Origin of the sequence: Saccharothrix coeruleofusca, from assembly GCF_017876325.1 — a bacterium.
Classification (GTDB): Bacteria; Actinomycetota; Actinomycetes; order Mycobacteriales; family Pseudonocardiaceae; genus Actinosynnema; species Actinosynnema coeruleofuscum.
Window position 1 is genome coordinate 2,014,487 of record NZ_JAGINV010000001.1, and the last position, 17,171, is coordinate 2,031,657.

At 74.6% G+C, this 17,171-nt stretch carries 17 protein-coding genes; 11 read left to right on the forward strand and 6 right to left on the reverse strand.

Annotated features, from left to right (window positions below):
- Nucleotides 1-57 precede the first annotated feature (57 nt).
- Nucleotides 58-564, reverse strand: coding sequence for a hypothetical protein (locus tag JOF41_RS09385; RefSeq protein ID WP_209617855.1), 507 nt, complete (start codon nucleotides 562-564; stop codon nucleotides 58-60).
- A gap of 29 nt (nucleotides 565-593) precedes the next feature.
- Nucleotides 594-1,028 carry a universal stress protein gene (locus JOF41_RS09390; protein ID WP_209617858.1) on the reverse strand — a complete coding sequence of 145 codons (435 nt, stop codon included), beginning with the start codon at nucleotides 1,026-1,028 and terminating at the stop codon, nucleotides 594-596.
- A gap of 210 nt (nucleotides 1,029-1,238) precedes the next feature.
- On the opposite strand from JOF41_RS09390, the gene JOF41_RS09395 reads away from it, so the two are divergent.
- From JOF41_RS09395 to JOF41_RS09405, 3 genes are all read left to right on the forward strand, one after another.
- Nucleotides 1,239-1,817 (forward strand): CBS domain-containing protein, encoded by a 579-nt coding sequence (locus JOF41_RS09395; RefSeq protein WP_189226367.1) that lies wholly within the window; start codon nucleotides 1,239-1,241, stop codon nucleotides 1,815-1,817.
- Between the two features lie 3 nt (nucleotides 1,818-1,820).
- Nucleotides 1,821-2,426, forward strand: coding sequence for an Rv1733c family protein (locus JOF41_RS09400; RefSeq protein WP_209617861.1), 606 nt, complete (start codon nucleotides 1,821-1,823; stop codon nucleotides 2,424-2,426).
- A 143-nt stretch (nucleotides 2,427-2,569) separates the two neighbouring features.
- Nucleotides 2,570-4,264, forward strand: a complete 1,695-nt coding sequence (locus JOF41_RS09405; protein WP_209617863.1) for a GAF domain-containing sensor histidine kinase — start codon at nucleotides 2,570-2,572, stop codon at nucleotides 4,262-4,264.
- Between the two features lie 52 nt (nucleotides 4,265-4,316).
- Here the strand turns inward: JOF41_RS09405 and JOF41_RS09410 are convergent, their stop codons facing one another.
- Both JOF41_RS09410 and JOF41_RS09415 read right to left on the reverse strand, forming a co-directional pair.
- Entirely contained in the window at nucleotides 4,317-4,970 is a 654-nt protein-coding gene (locus JOF41_RS09410) for a response regulator transcription factor (protein ID WP_189226364.1), read from the reverse strand.
- Between the two features lie 155 nt (nucleotides 4,971-5,125).
- Nucleotides 5,126-5,860, reverse strand: a complete 735-nt coding sequence (locus tag JOF41_RS09415; protein ID WP_209617866.1) for a DUF6544 family protein — start codon at nucleotides 5,858-5,860, stop codon at nucleotides 5,126-5,128.
- A gap of 163 nt (nucleotides 5,861-6,023) precedes the next feature.
- Here JOF41_RS09415 and JOF41_RS09420 point away from each other — a divergent pair, with 163 nt between their 5' ends.
- On the forward strand, nucleotides 6,024-7,034 hold the full coding sequence (locus tag JOF41_RS09420; RefSeq protein ID WP_189226362.1) for a zinc-dependent alcohol dehydrogenase: 1,011 nt from the start codon (nucleotides 6,024-6,026) through the stop codon (nucleotides 7,032-7,034).
- A 25-nt stretch (nucleotides 7,035-7,059) separates the two neighbouring features.
- Here JOF41_RS09420 and JOF41_RS09425 read toward each other — a convergent pair whose 3' ends face one another.
- The gene (locus JOF41_RS09425; RefSeq protein ID WP_189226361.1) at nucleotides 7,060-7,830 is read right to left on the reverse strand and encodes a nitroreductase family protein; all 771 of its coding nucleotides are present in this window, start codon (nucleotides 7,828-7,830) and stop codon (nucleotides 7,060-7,062) included.
- A gap of 263 nt (nucleotides 7,831-8,093) precedes the next feature.
- Here JOF41_RS09425 and JOF41_RS09430 point away from each other — a divergent pair, with 263 nt between their 5' ends.
- From JOF41_RS09430 to JOF41_RS09455, 6 genes are all read left to right on the forward strand, one after another.
- Nucleotides 8,094-8,969 (forward strand): universal stress protein, encoded by an 876-nt coding sequence (locus tag JOF41_RS09430; RefSeq protein ID WP_189226360.1) that lies wholly within the window; start codon nucleotides 8,094-8,096, stop codon nucleotides 8,967-8,969.
- Nucleotides 8,970-9,083: 114 nt separating this feature from the next.
- Entirely contained in the window at nucleotides 9,084-9,542 is a 459-nt protein-coding gene (locus tag JOF41_RS09435; protein ID WP_189226359.1) for a universal stress protein, read from the forward strand.
- Nucleotides 9,539-10,072 (forward strand): universal stress protein, encoded by a 534-nt coding sequence (locus JOF41_RS09440; RefSeq protein WP_209617869.1) that lies wholly within the window; start codon nucleotides 9,539-9,541, stop codon nucleotides 10,070-10,072. Before JOF41_RS09435 ends, JOF41_RS09440 begins: the two co-directional genes overlap by 4 nt.
- Complete coding sequence (locus tag JOF41_RS09445) at nucleotides 10,069-10,692, forward strand: CBS domain-containing protein (RefSeq protein WP_209617872.1); 624 nt, start codon at nucleotides 10,069-10,071, stop codon at nucleotides 10,690-10,692. The genes JOF41_RS09440 and JOF41_RS09445 overlap by 4 nt, the downstream gene beginning before the upstream one ends.
- The gene (locus JOF41_RS09450) at nucleotides 10,673-13,231 is read left to right on the forward strand and encodes a cation-translocating P-type ATPase (protein ID WP_307867348.1); all 2,559 of its coding nucleotides are present in this window, start codon (nucleotides 10,673-10,675) and stop codon (nucleotides 13,229-13,231) included. Before JOF41_RS09445 ends, JOF41_RS09450 begins: the two co-directional genes overlap by 20 nt.
- 97 nt (nucleotides 13,232-13,328) lie before the next feature.
- Nucleotides 13,329-14,477, forward strand: a complete 1,149-nt coding sequence (locus JOF41_RS09455) for an oxygenase MpaB family protein (protein WP_189226356.1) — start codon at nucleotides 13,329-13,331, stop codon at nucleotides 14,475-14,477.
- Between the two features lie 87 nt (nucleotides 14,478-14,564).
- On the opposite strand, the gene JOF41_RS09460 is transcribed toward JOF41_RS09455, so the two are convergent.
- Nucleotides 14,565-15,815, reverse strand: coding sequence for a tetratricopeptide repeat protein (locus JOF41_RS09460; RefSeq protein WP_372448477.1), 1,251 nt, complete (start codon nucleotides 15,813-15,815; stop codon nucleotides 14,565-14,567).
- 68 nt (nucleotides 15,816-15,883) lie between these two features.
- Between JOF41_RS09460 and JOF41_RS09465 the strand changes: the two genes are divergently transcribed.
- On the forward strand, nucleotides 15,884-17,161 hold the full coding sequence (locus tag JOF41_RS09465; protein WP_209617877.1) for an AAA family ATPase: 1,278 nt from the start codon (nucleotides 15,884-15,886) through the stop codon (nucleotides 17,159-17,161).
- The last annotated feature ends 10 nt before the right edge of the window (nucleotides 17,162-17,171 follow it).

A 17,171-nucleotide genomic window follows, 5' to 3' on the forward strand; every position in this document is an offset into this window, starting at 1 on the left:
GCACGCGGGTGCCGCCCCGGTCGACCACGACCGGGGCGGCACCACGGGACAGCGCCCTCAACGCGGGCGACTGCGGGCGCTGTCCCGCCGCACCGAGCGCAGGATCGCGCGCTGCAGCAGCCCCAGCAGCGGGCTGATCAGCCCTCGGCCGTGGCGGAGGCGTTGCCAGGACCGCGGGTCGGTGGCCGTGACGCGGAACTCGCAGGTCACCAGCGCGCGGCACTGCCCGTAGGGCAGCACCGACAGCGAGCAGGCCACCTTGAGGTGACCGGGCAGGGCGAAGTCCACGAAGTCCCTGGCCTCCAGCTCGCGCGGGCGGGCGGGGGACCTGGACGGGAGGATCGAGCCGAACACCAGCTCCGCGCCGGGGCGCTCGCCGAGCACGCTCCAGCCCGGCCGCTCCCACAGGCGGGAGCGCGGGGCGGGGCGTTCGCGCACGGTGCGGTAGGCCGTGGCCGGATCGGTCCGCACCACGCACGCCGTGGTGCGGGTGAGGTCGGGGTGCGCGGCCAGCTGGTCGATCAGCAGCGGCAGCGGCAGCCGGGTCGGGGTCGTGGTGGTCATGGCGGGTCACCTCCGTGGGGCGGGATCGGTCAGGTGCGCCGGGGCGGCACCACGACCACCGGGCACGCCGAGTGGCGCAGGCAGGTCGCGGGCACGTCGCCGAGCAGCGCCTGGACCAGCGCGCCGCGTCCGGTGGCGCCCACCACGAGCAGGTCCGCCTGCCGGGACGCGTCGGTGAGCGCCCGGCCCGCGTCGCCGACGATGGTCACCTCGACGACCTCGGGCGCTCGGGGCACCCGCGCGCGCACCTGCTCGACGATCTCGTGCAGCTCCCGCGCGGGGTGCCTGCGGTCGGGCTGATCGCCGCGGGGGTGCTCGCCCGGCGACGCGGCGGGCACCGGCTCCGGCTCGCGTGACCACGCCATGACCGCCTCGACGGACGCGCCGGTGCGCGTCGCTTCGTCCAACGCCCAGCGCAACGCCCCGCGACTGGCGGGCGACCCGTCCACACCGACGACGATCATCCGGCACCTCCTGGCTCCAGCGTGCGCTGCGGGGTTGCGACGGCGGGAGGGCACAAGGTCACCGCGGAGCGGAGTCCATGCGCACCGGAAGTCCCGAGCCGGACCTCGGGGGCTCGACCCGGGTTCGCGGGCGAATCGGGACCAAGGACTCCGCGAGCGAGGGCCCAACCGCACTACCGCGCGCACCGGGACGGGTGGATCGTCACCGGTATGAACGCCGCAGATGTGATGACCCGGCCGGTCGTCTCGGTCACCCCGGCCACGACCGTGCGCACCGCGAGCGCGCTGCTGGTGGACCACGGCTTCGCCGCCCTGCCCGTGGTGGACGTGCAGAAGCACCTGGTCGGCATCGTGTCCGGAGCCGACCTGCTGGTGGCCAGCCTCGGCCGGGACGCCGCCGCGACGGTGCGGCAGGTGATGACCGCGCCGGTGGTCAGCGCCCCGCTGACCGCCACGCCCGCTGAGCTGGCGGGCGCGGTGCTGGGCCACCGGCTGCGCTGCCTGCCGGTGGTGGACGCCCGCGGCGTGCTGGTCGGTGTGATCAGCCGCAACGACCTGCTGCGCGTGCTGACCCCGGAGGACGACGTCCTGGCGGGCAGGGTCGACCGCCTGCTGCGCGCCTACAGCCGCACCCGGCGCTGGCGGGTCGAGGTGGCGGACGGCCGCGTCGTGGTCACCGGCCCGTTCGACGACGTGGCGGAGCAGCAGGTGGTCACCGCGCTGGTGCGGACCGTGCCGGGAGTGACCGACGTGAATCCGCACAAGTTCTACGAGCCGCTGGACGCCTGAGGGATGGCGGAGGTGAACGCGCGGGCGGCGACTCCGGTTGCCCGGTGGGCCCGCCGCTTGTTCGACTGGCGCAACCCGCTGGCCCGCGCCGACGACCGGCTGGAGGCTGTCCTGCTGGCGAGCGCGATCGTGGTGGCCGTGCTCGGGGTGCCGTTCGCCGCCGCGCTCGGGTCGGAGGTCTACGCCGACCGGTCGGCGGCGTCTCGTGATCAGCTGCTGGGCAGGAGGCAGGTGGACGCGGTCCTGCTGGCCGACGCGCCCAGCTCGGCGGGGGGCGGCGGCTTGGTCGTGGGGCCGAACGTGCTGGCCGAGTGGCGACTGCCCGACGGCACGACGCGGCGCGACGAGATCCCGGTGGCCAACGACGTCCTCGCGGGCAGCGTCGTGCCGGTCTGGGTCGACGCGAGCGGGACGGGGGTGCCCGCGCCGCTGACCGCGAGGGGCGCGGTGGTCGACGCGGTGGCCGCCGCGACGGGTGCCTGGACGGCGCTGTGCGCCGCGCTGGCGCTGCTGTGCCTGGTGGTCCGCCTGCTGCTGGACCGGCGCAGGCTGCGTCGGTGGGAGCAGGGCTGGTGCGAGGTCGAACCGGCCTGGCGGCGGCTGGTGTGACGACCGCGGCGGCCCCACGGCCCGCAGGGCAAGACCACCGCCACGCGGCCCGCGCGGGGAGGACGTCCGGCTGGGACCCCGGCGTGGCCGCTGCCCGAGTGGTGGACTTGGCCCGTTCCGCGCGCTCGTGCAACGCTGGGATCATGGTCGCCCAAGGAGATGATGCCCCGCGCCGCCTGCTGGGTGGTCTGCGTCTGGACGAGCTGCTCGACGAGATGCGCGAGCGGTTGACCGAGATCGGCTCGACCCGCGACAAGATGCAGCGCCTGCTGGACGCGGTGCTGGCGGTGGGCGCGGGGCTGGAGCTGGACTCGACGCTGCAGCGGATCGTGCAGGCGGCGGTGGAGCTGGTGGGCGCGCGCTACGGCGCGCTGGGCGTGCTGGGCACCAGGGACGACCTGTCGCAGTTCGTCTACGTCGGCATCGACCAGGAGACCCGCTCGCACATGGGGCACCTGCCGCAGGGCAAGGGCCTGCTGGGGCTGCTGATCAAGGACCCGAGGGCGATCCGGGTGCACGACCTGAGCGAGCACCCGGCGTCGGTGGGCTTCCCGCCCAACCACCCGCCGATGCACAGCTTTCTGGGCGTGCCGGTGCGGGTGCGCGAAGAGGTGTTCGGCAACCTCTACATGACCGAGAAGATCGACGGCGGCGACTTCACCGCCGACGACGAGGTCGTGCTGAGCGCGCTGGCCGCCGCCGCCGGTGTGGCGGTGGAGAACGCGCGGCTGTTCGAGCGGTCGCGGATGCGCGAGCGCTGGCTGGAGGCCACCGCCGAGGTCAACTCCGAGCTGCTGGGCGGCGCCTCTCCCGACGACGCGCTGCACCTGATCGCGCAGCGGACCAGGGAGCTGTCCTCGGCGTCGATGTCGCTGATCGTGCTCAACGAGGGCGTGGACGCGCCGCGGCTGCGGGTGGCCGCGGGCGCGGGGGCGCAGGTGGAGGGGATGCTCGGCGGGTTCTTCGGCGGCACCGGATCGGTCGTGGCGGAGGTGCTTGACTCGGGCACGCCGATGCTGGTCGAGGACCTGGAGGGCAGGCTGGGGCACGTGCAGGCCGACGTGGGGCCCGCGGTGGCGGTGCCGCTGCGCGCGGGCAGCGCGGTGACCGGGGTGCTGCTGGCGGCCAGGGACAAGGGCGCGGCCCAGTTCGGCGCGGACCAGGTGCCGATGCTGGCCTCGTTCGCCGACCAGGCGACCGTGGCGCTGGAGTTCGCCGAGAACCAGCGGGCGCGGCGGCTGGTGGACGTGCTGGAGGACCGCGACCGGATCGCCCGCGACCTGCACGACCACGTCATCCAGCGGCTGTTCGCCACCGGCATGAGCCTGCAGGGCGCGGTGGCCTCCATCCGCGACCCGAGGGTGCGCGAGCGGGTGCAGAAGGCGGTGGTGCAGCTGGACGAGACGGTGCTGGAGATCCGCACCTCGATCTTCGACCTGCAGGGCAGCGACGACGCGCCGGGGCTGCGCCGCCGCCTGCTGGACCTGGTCTCTGAGCTGACCGAGGACGCCTCGGTCACGCCGACCGTGCGGATGTCGGGCACGGTGGACAACTCGGTGCCCGAGCACATCGGCGAGCACGCCGAGGCGGTGGTGCGGGAAGCGGTCACCAACGCCGTCCGGCACGCCCGCGCCTCCGAGGTCGTGATCACCGTCGAAGCGGGCGACGCGCTGACGATCACGGTGCTGGACAACGGCGTCGGGATGCCCGCCGCGGTGGCCCGCAGCGGGCTGCGCAACCTGGAGCGGCGCGCCGCCGAGCTCGACGGCACCTGCGTGGTGGGCCCCGGCCAGGACGACCGCGGCACCCGCGTCACCTGGCAGGTCCCCCTGCCCTGACCGGCCACCCGAGAACCCGGCGATCGGGCGGCACCGCGAACCGGGCGCCGGGCTACTCCTCGTTGCTCGGCGCGCCCGCCCTGCGCAGCTTCGTCGACAGCACCGCGGCCTGCGTGCGGCGTTCCAGGCCGAGCTTGGCCAGCAGGTGCGAGACGTAGTTCTTGACCGTCTTCTCGGCCAGGAACATCTTCTCCGCGATCTGCCGGTTGGTCAGGCCCTCGCCGATGTAGTCGAACACGGTGCGCTCCTGCTCGGTGAGCGCGCGCAGCGGGTCGCCCTCCTCCCGCTCCCGGCGGATGCGGTTGAGCAGCGCCGCGGTCGAGCGGGCGTCCAGCAGCGACCCGCCCGCGGCGACCGTGCGCACCGCGTTCTGCAGGTCGTTGCCGAGGATGCGCTTGAGCACGAAACCCGAGGCCCCGGCCATGATCGCGTCGAACAGGGCCTCGTCGTCGGTGAACGAGGTCAGCATCAGGCACTTCAGCTCCGGCATCCGCGAGCGCAGCTCCCGGCACAGCTCGATGCCGTTGCCGTCGGGCAGCCGCACGTCCAGCACCGCCACCTCCGCGCCGCTGCCCGGCACCCTGGCCAGCGCCTCGGCCACCGAGGCGGCCTCGCCCACGACTTCGAGGTCCTCGCCGCTGTTGAGCAGCTCCCGGACCCCCACCCGGACCACCTCGTGGTCGTCCACCAGGAACACCCGCGCCACTGAATCCACTCCTTCTTCGCCTGCCAACGACCTTCGCCGACACCGCCGCCGCGGCACAGGGTCCAAAGACCCTGCTGCGCCGCGCTCAACGTCCCGGGCGGCGGCGGGCGGCACCGCCGATCCTCCCGCCGCCACCCCGCGCCCGCAGCGCGGGATCACGGGTTGTAGGTGATCTCCGCGCCGGTGTAGTCGAACTGCGCGTAGGCGAACGGCCCGTCGGGCAGCCGCCACGCGGCGGTGGCCCGCCGTGGCCGCATCCGGCCCGCCACCAGGCACCACCCGTCGACCTGGACCGACCAGCGGGTCTTGACCAGGCCCTCGGGCAGGTCGGCCCAGCGGTCCTCGGTGGTGAACTCGCGGGGTGCGCCCCGGTCGTCCACGGTGACGCGCGCGGTGACCGAGTTGCCGCGGTCGGCCAGGGTCAGCTCGAAGGCGTGCTCGTCCACCGCGGTCCACTCGACGGGCAGGCGCAGCAGCATCGACGGGGCCAGCAGGACGGCGTCGGCCAGGAAGGTGACCAGCTCGCCGAGGTCGTACTCGGGGCCGTGGCCGTCGGCGACGGTGAACAGGCCCAGCGCGGTGGCGTGCACCCGGCCGTGGCCGTCCGCGTAGCCGTCCTCGGCCCGCACCGGGACGAGGTGGGCGAGCCTGAGCCGCATCCGGTAGTCGCGGGTCAGGTCCGCGGCGCTGTTGTGCTGCTCGCTGGTGCAGGCGGTCCAGCGCCGGTCGGGGCGCAGGCGGAAGAAGCCGTGCGTGGTGGCCTGGAACGACCGGTCGACCGGCTGTCCGGGCACGCGCGTGAACCTCAGGTAGCGCTGTGCGGGCTCGGGCAGGCGGGCGATCTCGGCCGCGGTGACGTGGTCGATCCGCGTGGCGCCGATGTGCGGCATGGTGCACCTCCACCTCCCAGGCTGCGCCGCCGCCGGGGCGGGCGGCAGGGTCCAAGGCAACGGTCGGCACGGGACTTCCGACCGGGGCGCCGGGTGGCCGCGCCGAACCAGACTCCGCTGTGGATTCGCGGTTGTGGAATCGCGCTGATCACGAGGAGTCGCGGTGAGGGAAGCAGTCGTCACGCAACTGGGCGCGCCGCTGGAGGTCCGGGAGGTGCCGGTGCCGGAGCCCGGCGCGGGGCAGGTCCGGGTGCGCTTGGAGGCGTCGGGCATCTGCCACACCGACATCCACGCCGCCAACGGCGACTGGCCGGTCAAGCCGAGCCCGCCGTTCGTGCCGGGGCACGAGGGCGTCGGTGTGGTCGAGGCGGTCGGCGCGGGTGTCGACCCCGCGCGGATCGGCACGAGGGTGGCGATCCCGTGGTTGGGGCGCGCCTGCGGCGAGTGCTCCTACTGCGTGTCGGGGTGGGAGACGCTGTGCGAGCGGCAGCGCAACACCGGGTACTCGGTGGACGGCTGCTACGCGGAGCAGACCCTGGCGGACGCGCGGTACGTGGTGCCCGTGCCGGATGGTGTGTCCAGTGTGGACGCTGCCCCGCTGACGTGCGCCGGTGTCACCACCTACAAGGCGGTCAAGGTCGCGGGGGTGCGCTCGGCCGAGCGGGTCGCGGTGTTCGGCATCGGCGGCCTGGGGCACCTGGCGCTGCAGTACGCGCGGATCGCGGGCGGGTTCACCGTGGCGGTGGACGTGGAGGCGGCCAAGCTGGAGCTGGCCCGCGAGCTGGGAGCCGACCACACCGTCAACGCGGCCGAGGGCGACCCGGTCGCCGAGATCCGGGCGCTGGGCGGGGCGGACGTGGCCATCGCCACGGCGGCCTCGCCGCGCAGCTTCCGGCAGGCGTTCGAGTCGCTGCGGCGCGGCGGCAGGCTGGTGTGCGTTGGCCTGCCCGCCGACGGCAGGCTGGAGCTGCCGGTGTTCGACGTGGTGCTCAAGGGCATCAGCGTGGTCGGCTCCATCGTGGGCACCCGCGCCGACCTGGCCGAGGTGTTCGCGCTGCACGCCGCCGGGCGCACCGAGGTGGTGGCCCAGACCCGCGAGCTGGAGGAGGTCAACGACTCCTTCGCCGAGGTGCTCGACGGCCGGGTGCCCGCGCGGCTGGTCATCCGGTTCTGACGGCCCAGGCCCGGTGGGGCCGGTCTCACCACCTGGTGGGACCGGCCCCACCGGCACGTCGGGGCACCGGCGAGCCGGGTCCGACGCGCAGCACGGCCTGCGGCACGATCACCCCGCCGAGCGCCCGGCGCAGCTCCTCGCGCACCCCGGCCACCCCCGGCAGGACCGTCGCGGACAGGTCGAGCCCTGCGGCTGTCAGCAGCACGCGCCGCAGCGCCTGACCGGCCTGCAGTTCGGCCCTGGGCTCGTCGTGGAACGAGCAGAGCACCGCGATCAGCGGGTTGTGATCGGGCGTGGGGTGCGCTTCGGCCACCAGCCGCCGCACCAGGGCGCGTTCGCGGGGGTCGGTCACGACGTGCAGCCAGGAGCGCTCCCGCTCGGCGGCGCGCACCATGGCGTGCCGGTGCGCGGCGGGGACGGGCGTGTCGAGCAGGGGAGCGCGGTCCGCCACCGCGCCCGCCGTCGCCCCGATCAGCGCTCGGGTCTCGTCGTCGAGTTCGCGGCGGCCGCCTCGGCGGACGGTGGCCAGCGCGCCGGGCGCGTCGGCTCCGGGCAGCAGGGTGACCAGTGGTCGGATGCCGTGCCCGCGCAGCGCCAGGCGCAGGTTGAACAGCGCGGTGCCGCAGGCCAGGCGCAGTTCGCGGTCCCCGGCGTCGGCGTGCAGCTCGATGCGGTCCTCGTCCAGGCGGAACCACCACGACCGCGTGCCGCGTGCGCCGGGGGCGGGTGCCGCAGTCGCGACGACCTCGGCCACCTCCGCCTCGTCGAGCCCCAGCACCCCGGTCGCACTCGTCATCCCGTTCACCCGTTTCACCTGTTCGGACCCCTGTCAACCACTGTCCGCCGGAACCCGGGCAAGCCACACGGCCGAAGGTCCCGAGCAGACCGGGTGCGACGGCACGGCCCGGTCGCACCCCGGCCATCGGACCCTGTCGGACCGGGACCGAGGACCGCTGCCGAGCGCGCCCGGACCGCCTAGCGTCGGAACCCGAGGACGGCAACCGGCGGGCTGCCCGCACGAGTGCGGCAGGCAGCGGTGGACATGGAGAGGACCCTGTGATGAGTGCCCCGATCGTGGTTGGAGTGGACGGCTCGGCGTCGGCGTTGGCGGCCACCCGGTGGGCGGCGGAGCAAGCCGCCCGCCACCGCGCGCCGCTCCGCCTCGTGCACGCCTACCAGCTGCCGGTCAGCGGTTACCCGGAAGTCGTCGTGGCCGCCCGCGAGGTGCAGCGGGCGTTCGAGGAGCAGGGCGGGCAGTGGGTCGAGCAGGCCGCGGCCGCCGCCCGCGCCGTCGCCGACGTGCCGGTGGAGACCTCGGTGGCCGTCGGCCACCCCGTCGCGGCACTGGTGTCGGCATCCAGGGGTGCCCGGCTGGTCGTCCTGGGCTCGCGCGGCCACACCGGCCTGTCCAGCCTGCTCGTCGGCTCCGTGGCGGTGGCGGTCACCGCGCACGGCGAGTGCCCGGTGGTCGTGGTCCGCGACGAGAGCCCGGCCGATGGGCCGGTCGTCGTCGGCGTGGACGGCTCGCCGACCAGCGAGGACGCGGTCGCCTTCGCGTTCGAGGAGGCGTCGTTGCGCGGCGCCCCGCTCACCGCCGTCATCGCCTGGACCGACTTCCTGGTCGACAGCGCCTACCACTCCCGCTTCACCGTGGACTGGTCGCAGGTCGAGCAGGAGGAGCTGCGCGTGCTGGCCGAGCGCCTGGCGGGCTGGCAGGAGAAGTACCCGGACGTCCCGGTGAACCGCCTGGTGCTGCACGAGCGCCCGGCCAAGGCGCTGCTGGGCGCCGCGGAAGGTGCCCAGCTGCTGGTGGTGGGCAGCCACGGCCTCGGCGGTTTCGCCGGGATGCTGCTGGGCTCGACCAGCCGGTCCCTGCTCCACCACGCCCGCTGCCCCCTGGCCGTCGTCCGGCCGCGCGAGGGGAAGAAGTCCTGAGCCCGGTTCCCGGACCGGCCGGGACGAAAGTCCCGCGCGGGCGGGACCGCGGCCACTGATCTTGGTCGTCGTCCGCTGCGACGCTGGGAGCAGAACAGCCGAGGAGGAGAAGAGATGGACGACAGGATCGTGGTGGGCGTGGACGGATCGCCCGCCAGCCGGGCCGCGCTGCGGTGGGCGGTCGAGGAGGGCGGGCTGCGCGGTGTCGCGGTCGACGCGGTCCTGGCCTGGCACGTGGACTACCCGGTGGTGATCGGGCCCATGTCGGCGGCCGTGGCGGCGGGGCTGGACCGGGAGGTGCTGCGCGGGCAGGCCCAGGCCGTGCTGGCGGACCTGGTGGCCGACGTCGCGGGCGACGTGCGCCCGGTCCTGACCGAGGGCGACGCCCGCGACGTGCTGGTCGAGGCGTCGCGGGAGGCCGCGCTGCTGGTGGTCGGCAGCCGCGGCGCCGGGCCCGTCCGACGGGTGCTGCTGGGTTCGGTCAGCTCCCACTGCGTGCACCACGCGGCGTGCCCCGTGGTCGTGCTGCGCCAATCCGAGACCAAGTCCGAGTCGAGCGAGGTGGAGTCGTGAGCACTGGTCCGATCGTGGTCGGGATCGACGGGACCGCCGCGGGTGAGCGCGCCCTGCGCTGGGCGGTGGACGAGGCGGTGCGGCGTCAGGTGCCGCTGCACGTGGTCAACGCCTACTCCTACGAGCCGCTGGCCGACTGGGCGATGACCAGCGAGCAGGAGGCCCGCGCGCGTTCGGAGGCGCTGGTGGACGACGCGCTGCGCGCGGTCGCGGCCGAGGGCCGGGAACTGCCGCAGGTCGTGCGCCTGTGCGTGCGCGGCCTGGCGGCGCGGGTGCTGGAGGAGCAGGCCCGCGACGCGGCGATGCTGGTGGTGGCCTCGCACAGCGGCAGCCGGTTGCGCCAGGTCGTGCTGGGCAGCACCAGCAGCCACTGCGTGCGGCACGCGACCGTGCCGGTCGTCGTGCTGCCGCCCGGCGATGCCCGCCACGACCCGACCGCGGCCGGGGTGGCGCGGGAACCGGCCCAGGGCAGTGCCCAGGACAGCGCCCAGGACAGCGCCCAGGAGAGCGCGCGGGAGGCCGGGCGATGAGGGTCCGCGATCTGATGACCCGCGACGTGGTCACCGTCTCGCCCGAGTCCTCGGCGCGCGAGGCGGCGGCACTGCTGGCCGCCAGGGGGTTCACCACCCTGCCGGTGGTCGACGACCGGGGCGCGCTGGTCGGGGTGGTCACCGAGGCCGACGCGCTGCGCGACCGGCTGCCGGTGGACCCGCGCTCGCTGCTGGGGCGGGAGCCGTGGCGCGGGCGGCCGGTGCCGTGCCGGACCGTCGCCGAGGTGATGAGCCAACCGGTCGTCGGCGCTTCGCCGGGCACGGACGTGGCCGAACTGGCCCGGTTGATGCTGCGCCACGGGGTGCGCAGCGCCTGCGTGGTGGACGGCAGGCGACTGGTCGGCGTGGTCACCCGGCGCGACATGCTGCGGGCGATCAGCCGCGACGACCGCACCTTGGAGAAGGAAGTCCGGTACCGGCTGGGCCTCTACGCCGACCCGCACCGCTGGGAGGTGTCCGCAGTGGACGGTCATGTGCCCATAGTGGACTCATTGGGTGACGAGCGGGACCGGCACGTCGCCACCGTGCTCGCGGGCGCGGTGGCGGGCGTGGTCGACGTCAGCTTCCCGGAGGTCGGTCGTGCCGTCGGCCACGGCTGAGCGCGAAGCCGCGCCGCACGGGATGCCGGTGCACGAGGTCGTGCTGCTGGCCGAGACCGACGCGGACACCGGCCTGTCCGCCGCCGCGGCGGCCCGGCGGCTGGCCGAGCTGGGGCCCAACCGGCTGCCCGAGCACCGCGGCCCCGGCAGGCTGCGGCGGATGCTCGCGCAGTTCCACAACCCGCTGATCTACGTGCTGCTGGGCGCGGCGGCGCTGACCTTCGCGCTGGGCGAGACCGTGGACGCCTCGGTGGTGCTGGCGGTGGTCCTGGTCAACGCGATCGTCGGCTACCTGCAGGAGGTCAGGGCCGAACGCGCGCTGGACGCGCTGGAGGCGATGGTCCGCACCGAGGCCACCGTGGTGCGCGACGGCGTGGCCGCGCGGGTCGCCTCGGACGAGCTGGTGCCCGGCGACCTGGTGGTGCTGGAGGAGGGCGACCAGGTGCCCGCCGACCTGCGCCTGGTGCGCAGCAGGGAGCTGCGCGTCGACGAGTCGGCGCTGACCGGCGAGTCGCAGCCGGTGCTCAAGAACCCGCTGCCCGTCCCGCACGACACCGCGCTGGCCGACCGCGCCGACATGGCCTACTCCGGCACGCTGGTGACCACCGGCGGCGGACGCGGCGTCGTCGTCGAGACCGGCGCGGACACCGAGATCGGGCACGTGCACCGGCTGGTCGGCTCGACCACGACCGTGCGGACGCCGCTGACGCGCAAGCTGGCCAGGTTCAGCCGGGTGCTCACGGCGGGCATCCTCGGCCTGGCGGTGCTCAGCGTGGTCATCGGCCTGCTGCGCGGCGAGCCGTTCGCGGACATGGTCACCGCCGCCGTCGCGCTGGCCGTGGGCGCCATCCCCGAGGGCCTGCCCGCCGCGGTCACCGTGACGCTGGCGATCGGCGTGGCGCGGATGGCCCGCCGCAACGCCGTCATCCGCAGGCTGCCCGCCGTGGAGACGCTGGGCAGCACCACCGTCATCTGCACCGACAAGACCGGCACCCTCACCACCAACGCCATGACCGTGCGCCACGTCGTCGCGGGCGGCGACCGCTGGGAGGTCGACGGCATCGGCTACTCGCCGGTGGCCCGGCACCCGTCCGCGCCCCCCGCCGTGCGCGAGGTCCTGCTGGCGGGGCTGGCGTGCAACGACGCCGACGTGGTCCGCCAGGACGACCGGTGGACCGCGGTCGGCGACCCCACCGAAGCCGCGCTCGTGGTCTCCGCCCGCAAGGCCGGGCTCAGCCGCGACGACGTGCCCGAGCGGGTGGACGAGCTGCCCTTCACCTCGCAGCGGCGGTTCATGGCGACCCGCCACACCGGCGGCGTGGTCTACCTCAAGGGGGCGGTGGAGCGCATCGCCGAGTTCACCGGCGACGCCGACCACCGCGACGCCGAGGAGCTGGCGGGCCGGGGGCTGCGCGTGCTCGCGTTCGCCCGCGCCGAGGTTCCCGAGGACACCCCGCTGACCGAGGAAGCCCTGCGCGGGGCCGTGTTCCTGGGACTGCAGGCGATGCACGACCCACCGCGCCCCGAGGCGCTGGAAGCGGTGCGGGCCTGCCAGGAGGCGGGCATCGAGGTCCGCATGATCACCGGCGACCACCTCGGCACCGCCCGCGCCATCGCCGAGCACTTCTCCCTCGCACCCGGCGCCGTGCACGCGCGGGTCTCGCCGGAGGAGAAGCTGCGGCTGGTCAAGCGGTTCCAGGCGGACGGCCACGTGGTGGCGATGACCGGCGACGGGGTCAACGACGCCCCCGCCCTGCGCCGCGCCGACATCGGCGTCGCGATGGGCCGGGGCGGCACCGAGGTCGCCAAGCAAGCCGCCGACATGGTGCTGACCGACGACAACTTCTCCTCCATCCGCGCCGCGGTGGAGGAGGGCCGGGCGGTCTTCGACAACCTGCGCAAGTTCATCATCTGGACCCTGCCCACCAACATGGCCGAGGGCCTGGTCATCCTCACCGCCATCCTGCTGGGCACCGCCCTGCCGATCCTGCCGGTGCAGATCCTGTGGATCAACATGACCACCGCCGTGGCGCTGGGGCTGACGCTGGCCTTCGAACCGCGCGAGCCCGACGTCATGCGCCGCCCACCGCTGCCGCCGTCGCTGCCCCTGCTCACGGCGAGCCTGGCGCAGCGCGTCCTGCTCGTCTCCGTGGTGCTGCTGGCCGGGTCGTTCGCCGCCTTCCACCTCTTCGACGGTCCGGTCGACCAGGCGCGCACCGTCGCGGTCAACGTGTTCGTCGCGGCCCAGATCGCCTATCTGTTCAACTGCCGCTCCTTGGAGAACCTGCGCCCGCGCGTGGGCGTGCGCCGCAACCCGTGGCTGTTGATCGGCATCGCCGTCACCGTCGTGCTGCAACTGCTGCTGACCTACACGCCGGTGATGAACGCGCTGTTCCACACCGCGCCCATCGGGTGGAGCGCGTGGCTGCCGGTGGTGGGGCTGGCCGTCGTGGCCTACGCCGTCGTCGAGGTCGACAAGTGGTGGCGGCGCACCCGGTCGCCGAAGGGAATGCGGAAAGAGGTGGCCCCCGAGCGCTGAGCTCGCGGCGTTCGGGCGCGGATTCACCACATCGTGTTCTGGCGGTGGGAATCGGCGGAGTGTGGGGTGGAGTCCCACGAGTGAAGGGGAGTCGCCCATGATCGACACCGCCGCCGTCGAAGCGCTGAAGTTCCGGGGCGACCCGCCCGCCGACGCCGTCATCGCCGACCTGGTCGCCACCGGCCGGGTCGGCGCCGTCAACGAGGTGCTGGAGCACTTCCGCGCCAACGACCAGCCCATCCCCGAGCGGTTGCCCGACGTGGTGCGGGAGTTCCTCGTCGCCACCGACAGCCCACCGGAGTGGGTGGACCACGACCGCGTGGCGCGGGCCTACGAGTTCTTCGTCGACGACGGCGTGCACGTCGCATCGGTGCTCACCTTCGGCGCGATGGTCAACTGCTACGCCCACGCGCGCGGCGCGCGGGCGCTGTGCCTGACCCACGGCCTGGACCAGCCGCACCGGCGGTTGTCGGAGACCTCCCAGTTCGTCATGGACATGATGGGCCGCGACGCCTTCGGCAGCGGCGGGTCGTTCGTGCCGACCATCCAGAAGACCCGGCTCATCCACGCCGCCGTGCGGCACTTCCTGACCACGTCGGGGCGTTGGGACGTGGCCGCCGACGGCGTGCCGGTCTGCCAGCAGGACATGGTCGGCGCGCTGCTGATCTTCTCCGTCCAGGTGGTGGAGGGGATGCGCCGCATCGGCATCTCTGTCACCGAGGCCGAAGCCGCCGACTACTACTACGTCTGGCGCGTGGCGGGCGCCATGCTGGGCATCCCCGTCGAGGCCGTGCCGGAGAGCCTGGAAGAGGCGCGCGAGCTGAGCGCCGCGCTGGTGGAGACCGCCTACGGTCCCTCGCCGGAGGGCGTGGTGCTCACCCGCCACCTGCTCGACCTGTACGAGAACCTGTTCCCCGGCAAGGTGTTCGACGGCATCGTGGCCGCCATGGTGCGCCAGGTCGTCAAGCCGGAGGTGGCGGACTGGATGCAGGTCCCCTCCGCGCGCGGGTGGGCGGGCGTGGTGCGCGCGGGCACCCGCCTGGTGCGGGCGCTGGAGCGCACCGAGGACAGCAGCGCACTGGCCACCACGATCCTCGACCGCGCGGGCGCGCTGCTGCTCGGCGGCAGCGTTCGCACCCTCACCGACGGCCAGTCCACCACCCTCAGCATCCCCGCCGACCTGAAGCAGCGGTGGGAGGCCGCGGGCCGCTGCCCCCTGCCCGAATCCCCGCCCGCCACCCCCTGACCCCACCCGTCGGCAAGTACCACCCGACGCTCGACGGCGGGCCGGTAACCACTACCGGCCCGCCCGAACGGGTGACTTCGGGCGGAGCTAGGCGAAGACGGTGAACCAGGTGGCGGCGATGCCGCCGAGCAGCACCAGCGACACGACCAGACCCGCGCTCTCGGCACCGGCCACAGTGGCCGCGAACGCCACGACGGCCAGCAGCGCCGCCACCGCCGCGCCGATCGCGGGCACCTTGCGCAGGTCCGCGCGGACGGTGTGCGCGGAACCGGTGGCCATCGCCCACAGCCCCAGGCCGAGGGCGAGGGTCATCAGCCGGGGCGGACCGGCGGTCATGCCGACCACGACGGTCGCGATCGACGCCGAGGCGAAGCCGAGGAAGCCGTAGGTCGCCAGCCGAGCCGGGCGGCTGAGCAGGTGGCGCTCGCGGCCCAGCAGCAGGACGCAGTTCATCAGCGGTTCCAGCGCCCAGCTCAGCACGACCAGCGCGACGACCACGACGATCAGCACCTCGGCCCACGTCTGGCCGTCGAACGGGCGCAGCAGGCGGGTCAGGACGAACGGCACCAGCAGCACCAGCCAGCGCGTGCCGGTGGGCAGCGAGGACAGCCACGAGCCGTACCGCAGCAGCGCCCCGTACAGCGGGTTGCGGGACTTGAGCGCGACGGACAGGCCCTCGCGGGCGCCCGAGTCGGTGGGGTCCAGGCGCAGGGCGGTGCGGTGGGCGCGGATCGCGGACTCGCCGCCGCCGCGGCGCAGCGCCAGCAGGCCCTGGATGCGGTGGGCGTCGACGTGCTGCGGGTCCAGGCGCAGCGCCTCGGCCACCGCGGCGTCGGCTTCGTCGAGCCGGTGCAGCTCGTAGAGCGCGGCCGCCCGCAGCGCCGCGCAGTCGGCGTCCTCCGGCGCGAGGGCGCGGGCCCGCCCGACGCTTTCCAGCGCCTCGGCGGGCCGGTCTTGCGCCAGCAGCACGTAGCCCTCCTGCAGGTGCAGCCCGGCGGACAGCGGGGCCAGCTCCAGGGCCCGCCGCACCACCTCCAGCGCTTCGGGCAGCAGCTTCAACCCGGCCAGCGCCCCGGCGAGGGCGGAGTGGGCCGTCACGTCCTCGGGGTCGGCGGTGAGCGCCGCGCGGCTCGCGTCGCGCGCCTCGCCGTAGCGCTGCTGGCGCAGCAGCGACTGGGCGAGCAGCGTGTGCAGCTCCGGGTCGCCGGGGGAGGCGGCCAGCGCGGTGCGGAAGTGCCCCTCCGCCTCCTTGGCCCGGCCCAGCTCCAGCAGCGCCTGACCGCGCCGCACCGCAACTGCAGAAGTTTCGTCCATTCCCCACCCCGGCGAGCGCCGCAATCGTCCGGCATACCGTAGAGACGCGGAACCGGCTGGTCAACGCGACCGCATCGGGTACCGTGCGCCGCGTGACGCATGATCCGGTGATCGAGGCCCTGCTCGGCGCGCTGACCGCGGACCCCGACAACCACCCGGTGCGGGCCCACGTCGCGCAGCTGCTGCTGGCGGCGGGCGACCCGGCCGGGGCCCTCACCCACGCGACCGCCGTCCTGGCGGCCGTGCCGGACCACGTCGGGGCGCTGCGCACCGCCGCTGCCGCCGCACGGGCGACCGGTGACGAGGCGAAAGCGGCCTCTTACGGCCGCCTCGCCGACGCGCTGGACCCGGCGGCCCCGCCCGCCACCGCTCCGGTGGCCCCGGTCGCCCCGCCACCGGCGCCGACGGCTCCGGTGGCGGCGGCCATCCCGGACACCGCCGACGAGATCCTCCAGCGGTGGACCGACAGCGAGGCCGTCGCCGAGCCCGCCATCGGCACGCTCGGCAAGGCCGGGATCACGCTGGCGGACATCGGCGGCCTGGCCGAGGTGAAGAAGCGCCTGGACATGTCGTTCCTCACCCCGCTGCGCAACCCCGAACTGCGCCTGCAGTTCGGCAAGTCCCTGCGCGGCGGGCTGCTGCTGTGGGGGCCGCCCGGCTGCGGCAAGACCCTCATCGCCCGCGCGCTGGCCGGAGAGCTGGGCGCGAGCTTCTACGAGATCGGCCTCAGCGACGTGCTGGACATGTGGATCGGCAGCAGCGAGCGCAACCTGCGGAGCATCTTCGACACCGCCCGCCGCAACCGGCCGTGCCTGCTGTTCTTCGACGAGATGGACGCACTGGGGCAGAAGCGGTCGCAGCTGCGCGGCGGGTCGTCGATGCGCGGTGTGGTCAACCAGATGCTGGCCGAGCTCGACGGCGCGAGCACCGACAACGAGGGCCTGTTCGTCCTGGCCGCGAGCAACCACCCGTGGGACATCGACTCGGCGCTGCTGCGGCCCGGCCGCTTCGACCGGACGGTGCTGGTGCTGCCGCCCGACGCGCAGGCCCGCGAGGCGATCCTGCGGCTGCACCTGCGCGGCCGCCCCACCGAGCGGCTGGACCTGGCGAAGATCGCCAAGGGCACCGACGGCATGTCCGGCGCCGACCTGGCGCTGGTCTGCGAGCAGGCGACGGAGACGGCGATGGAGGAGTCCATGGCCTCGGGCCGGGTCCAGCCGATCACCCAGCGCCACCTCCAGGACGCGGCGAGGTCGGTGCGCCCCAGCATCGGCGAGTGGATGGAGACCGCCCGCAACTACGCCCTGTACGGCAACGACGCGGGCGCCTACGACGAGCTCGCGGCGTACCTGAAGAAGCGCCGCCGCTGACGGCGCGTGC

What these genes read in the sequence shown, in the direction of transcription:
- JOF41_RS09445 (WP_209617872.1), top strand. Translation starts at nt 10,069, where the DNA reads ATGAGGGTCCGCGATCTGATGACCCGCGACGTGGTCACCGTCTCGCCC.
- JOF41_RS09425 (WP_189226361.1), bottom strand. Translation starts at nt 7,830, where the DNA reads ATGACGAGTGCGACCGGGGTGCTGGGGCTCGACGAGGCGGAGGTGGCC.
- JOF41_RS09400 (WP_209617861.1), top strand. Translation starts at nt 1,821, where the DNA reads ATGGCGGAGGTGAACGCGCGGGCGGCGACTCCGGTTGCCCGGTGGGCC.
- JOF41_RS09435 (WP_189226359.1), top strand. Translation starts at nt 9,084, where the DNA reads ATGGACGACAGGATCGTGGTGGGCGTGGACGGATCGCCCGCCAGCCGG.
- JOF41_RS09415 (WP_209617866.1), bottom strand. Translation starts at nt 5,860, where the DNA reads ATGCCGCACATCGGCGCCACGCGGATCGACCACGTCACCGCGGCCGAG.
- JOF41_RS09430 (WP_189226360.1), top strand. Translation starts at nt 8,094, where the DNA reads ATGAGTGCCCCGATCGTGGTTGGAGTGGACGGCTCGGCGTCGGCGTTG.
- JOF41_RS09395 (WP_189226367.1), top strand. Translation starts at nt 1,239, where the DNA reads ATGAACGCCGCAGATGTGATGACCCGGCCGGTCGTCTCGGTCACCCCG.
- JOF41_RS09405 (WP_209617863.1), top strand. Translation starts at nt 2,570, where the DNA reads ATGGTCGCCCAAGGAGATGATGCCCCGCGCCGCCTGCTGGGTGGTCTG.
- JOF41_RS09390 (WP_209617858.1), bottom strand. Translation starts at nt 1,028, where the DNA reads ATGATCGTCGTCGGTGTGGACGGGTCGCCCGCCAGTCGCGGGGCGTTG.
- JOF41_RS09385 (WP_209617855.1), bottom strand. Translation starts at nt 564, where the DNA reads ATGACCACCACGACCCCGACCCGGCTGCCGCTGCCGCTGCTGATCGAC.
- JOF41_RS09455 (WP_189226356.1), top strand. Translation starts at nt 13,329, where the DNA reads ATGATCGACACCGCCGCCGTCGAAGCGCTGAAGTTCCGGGGCGACCCG.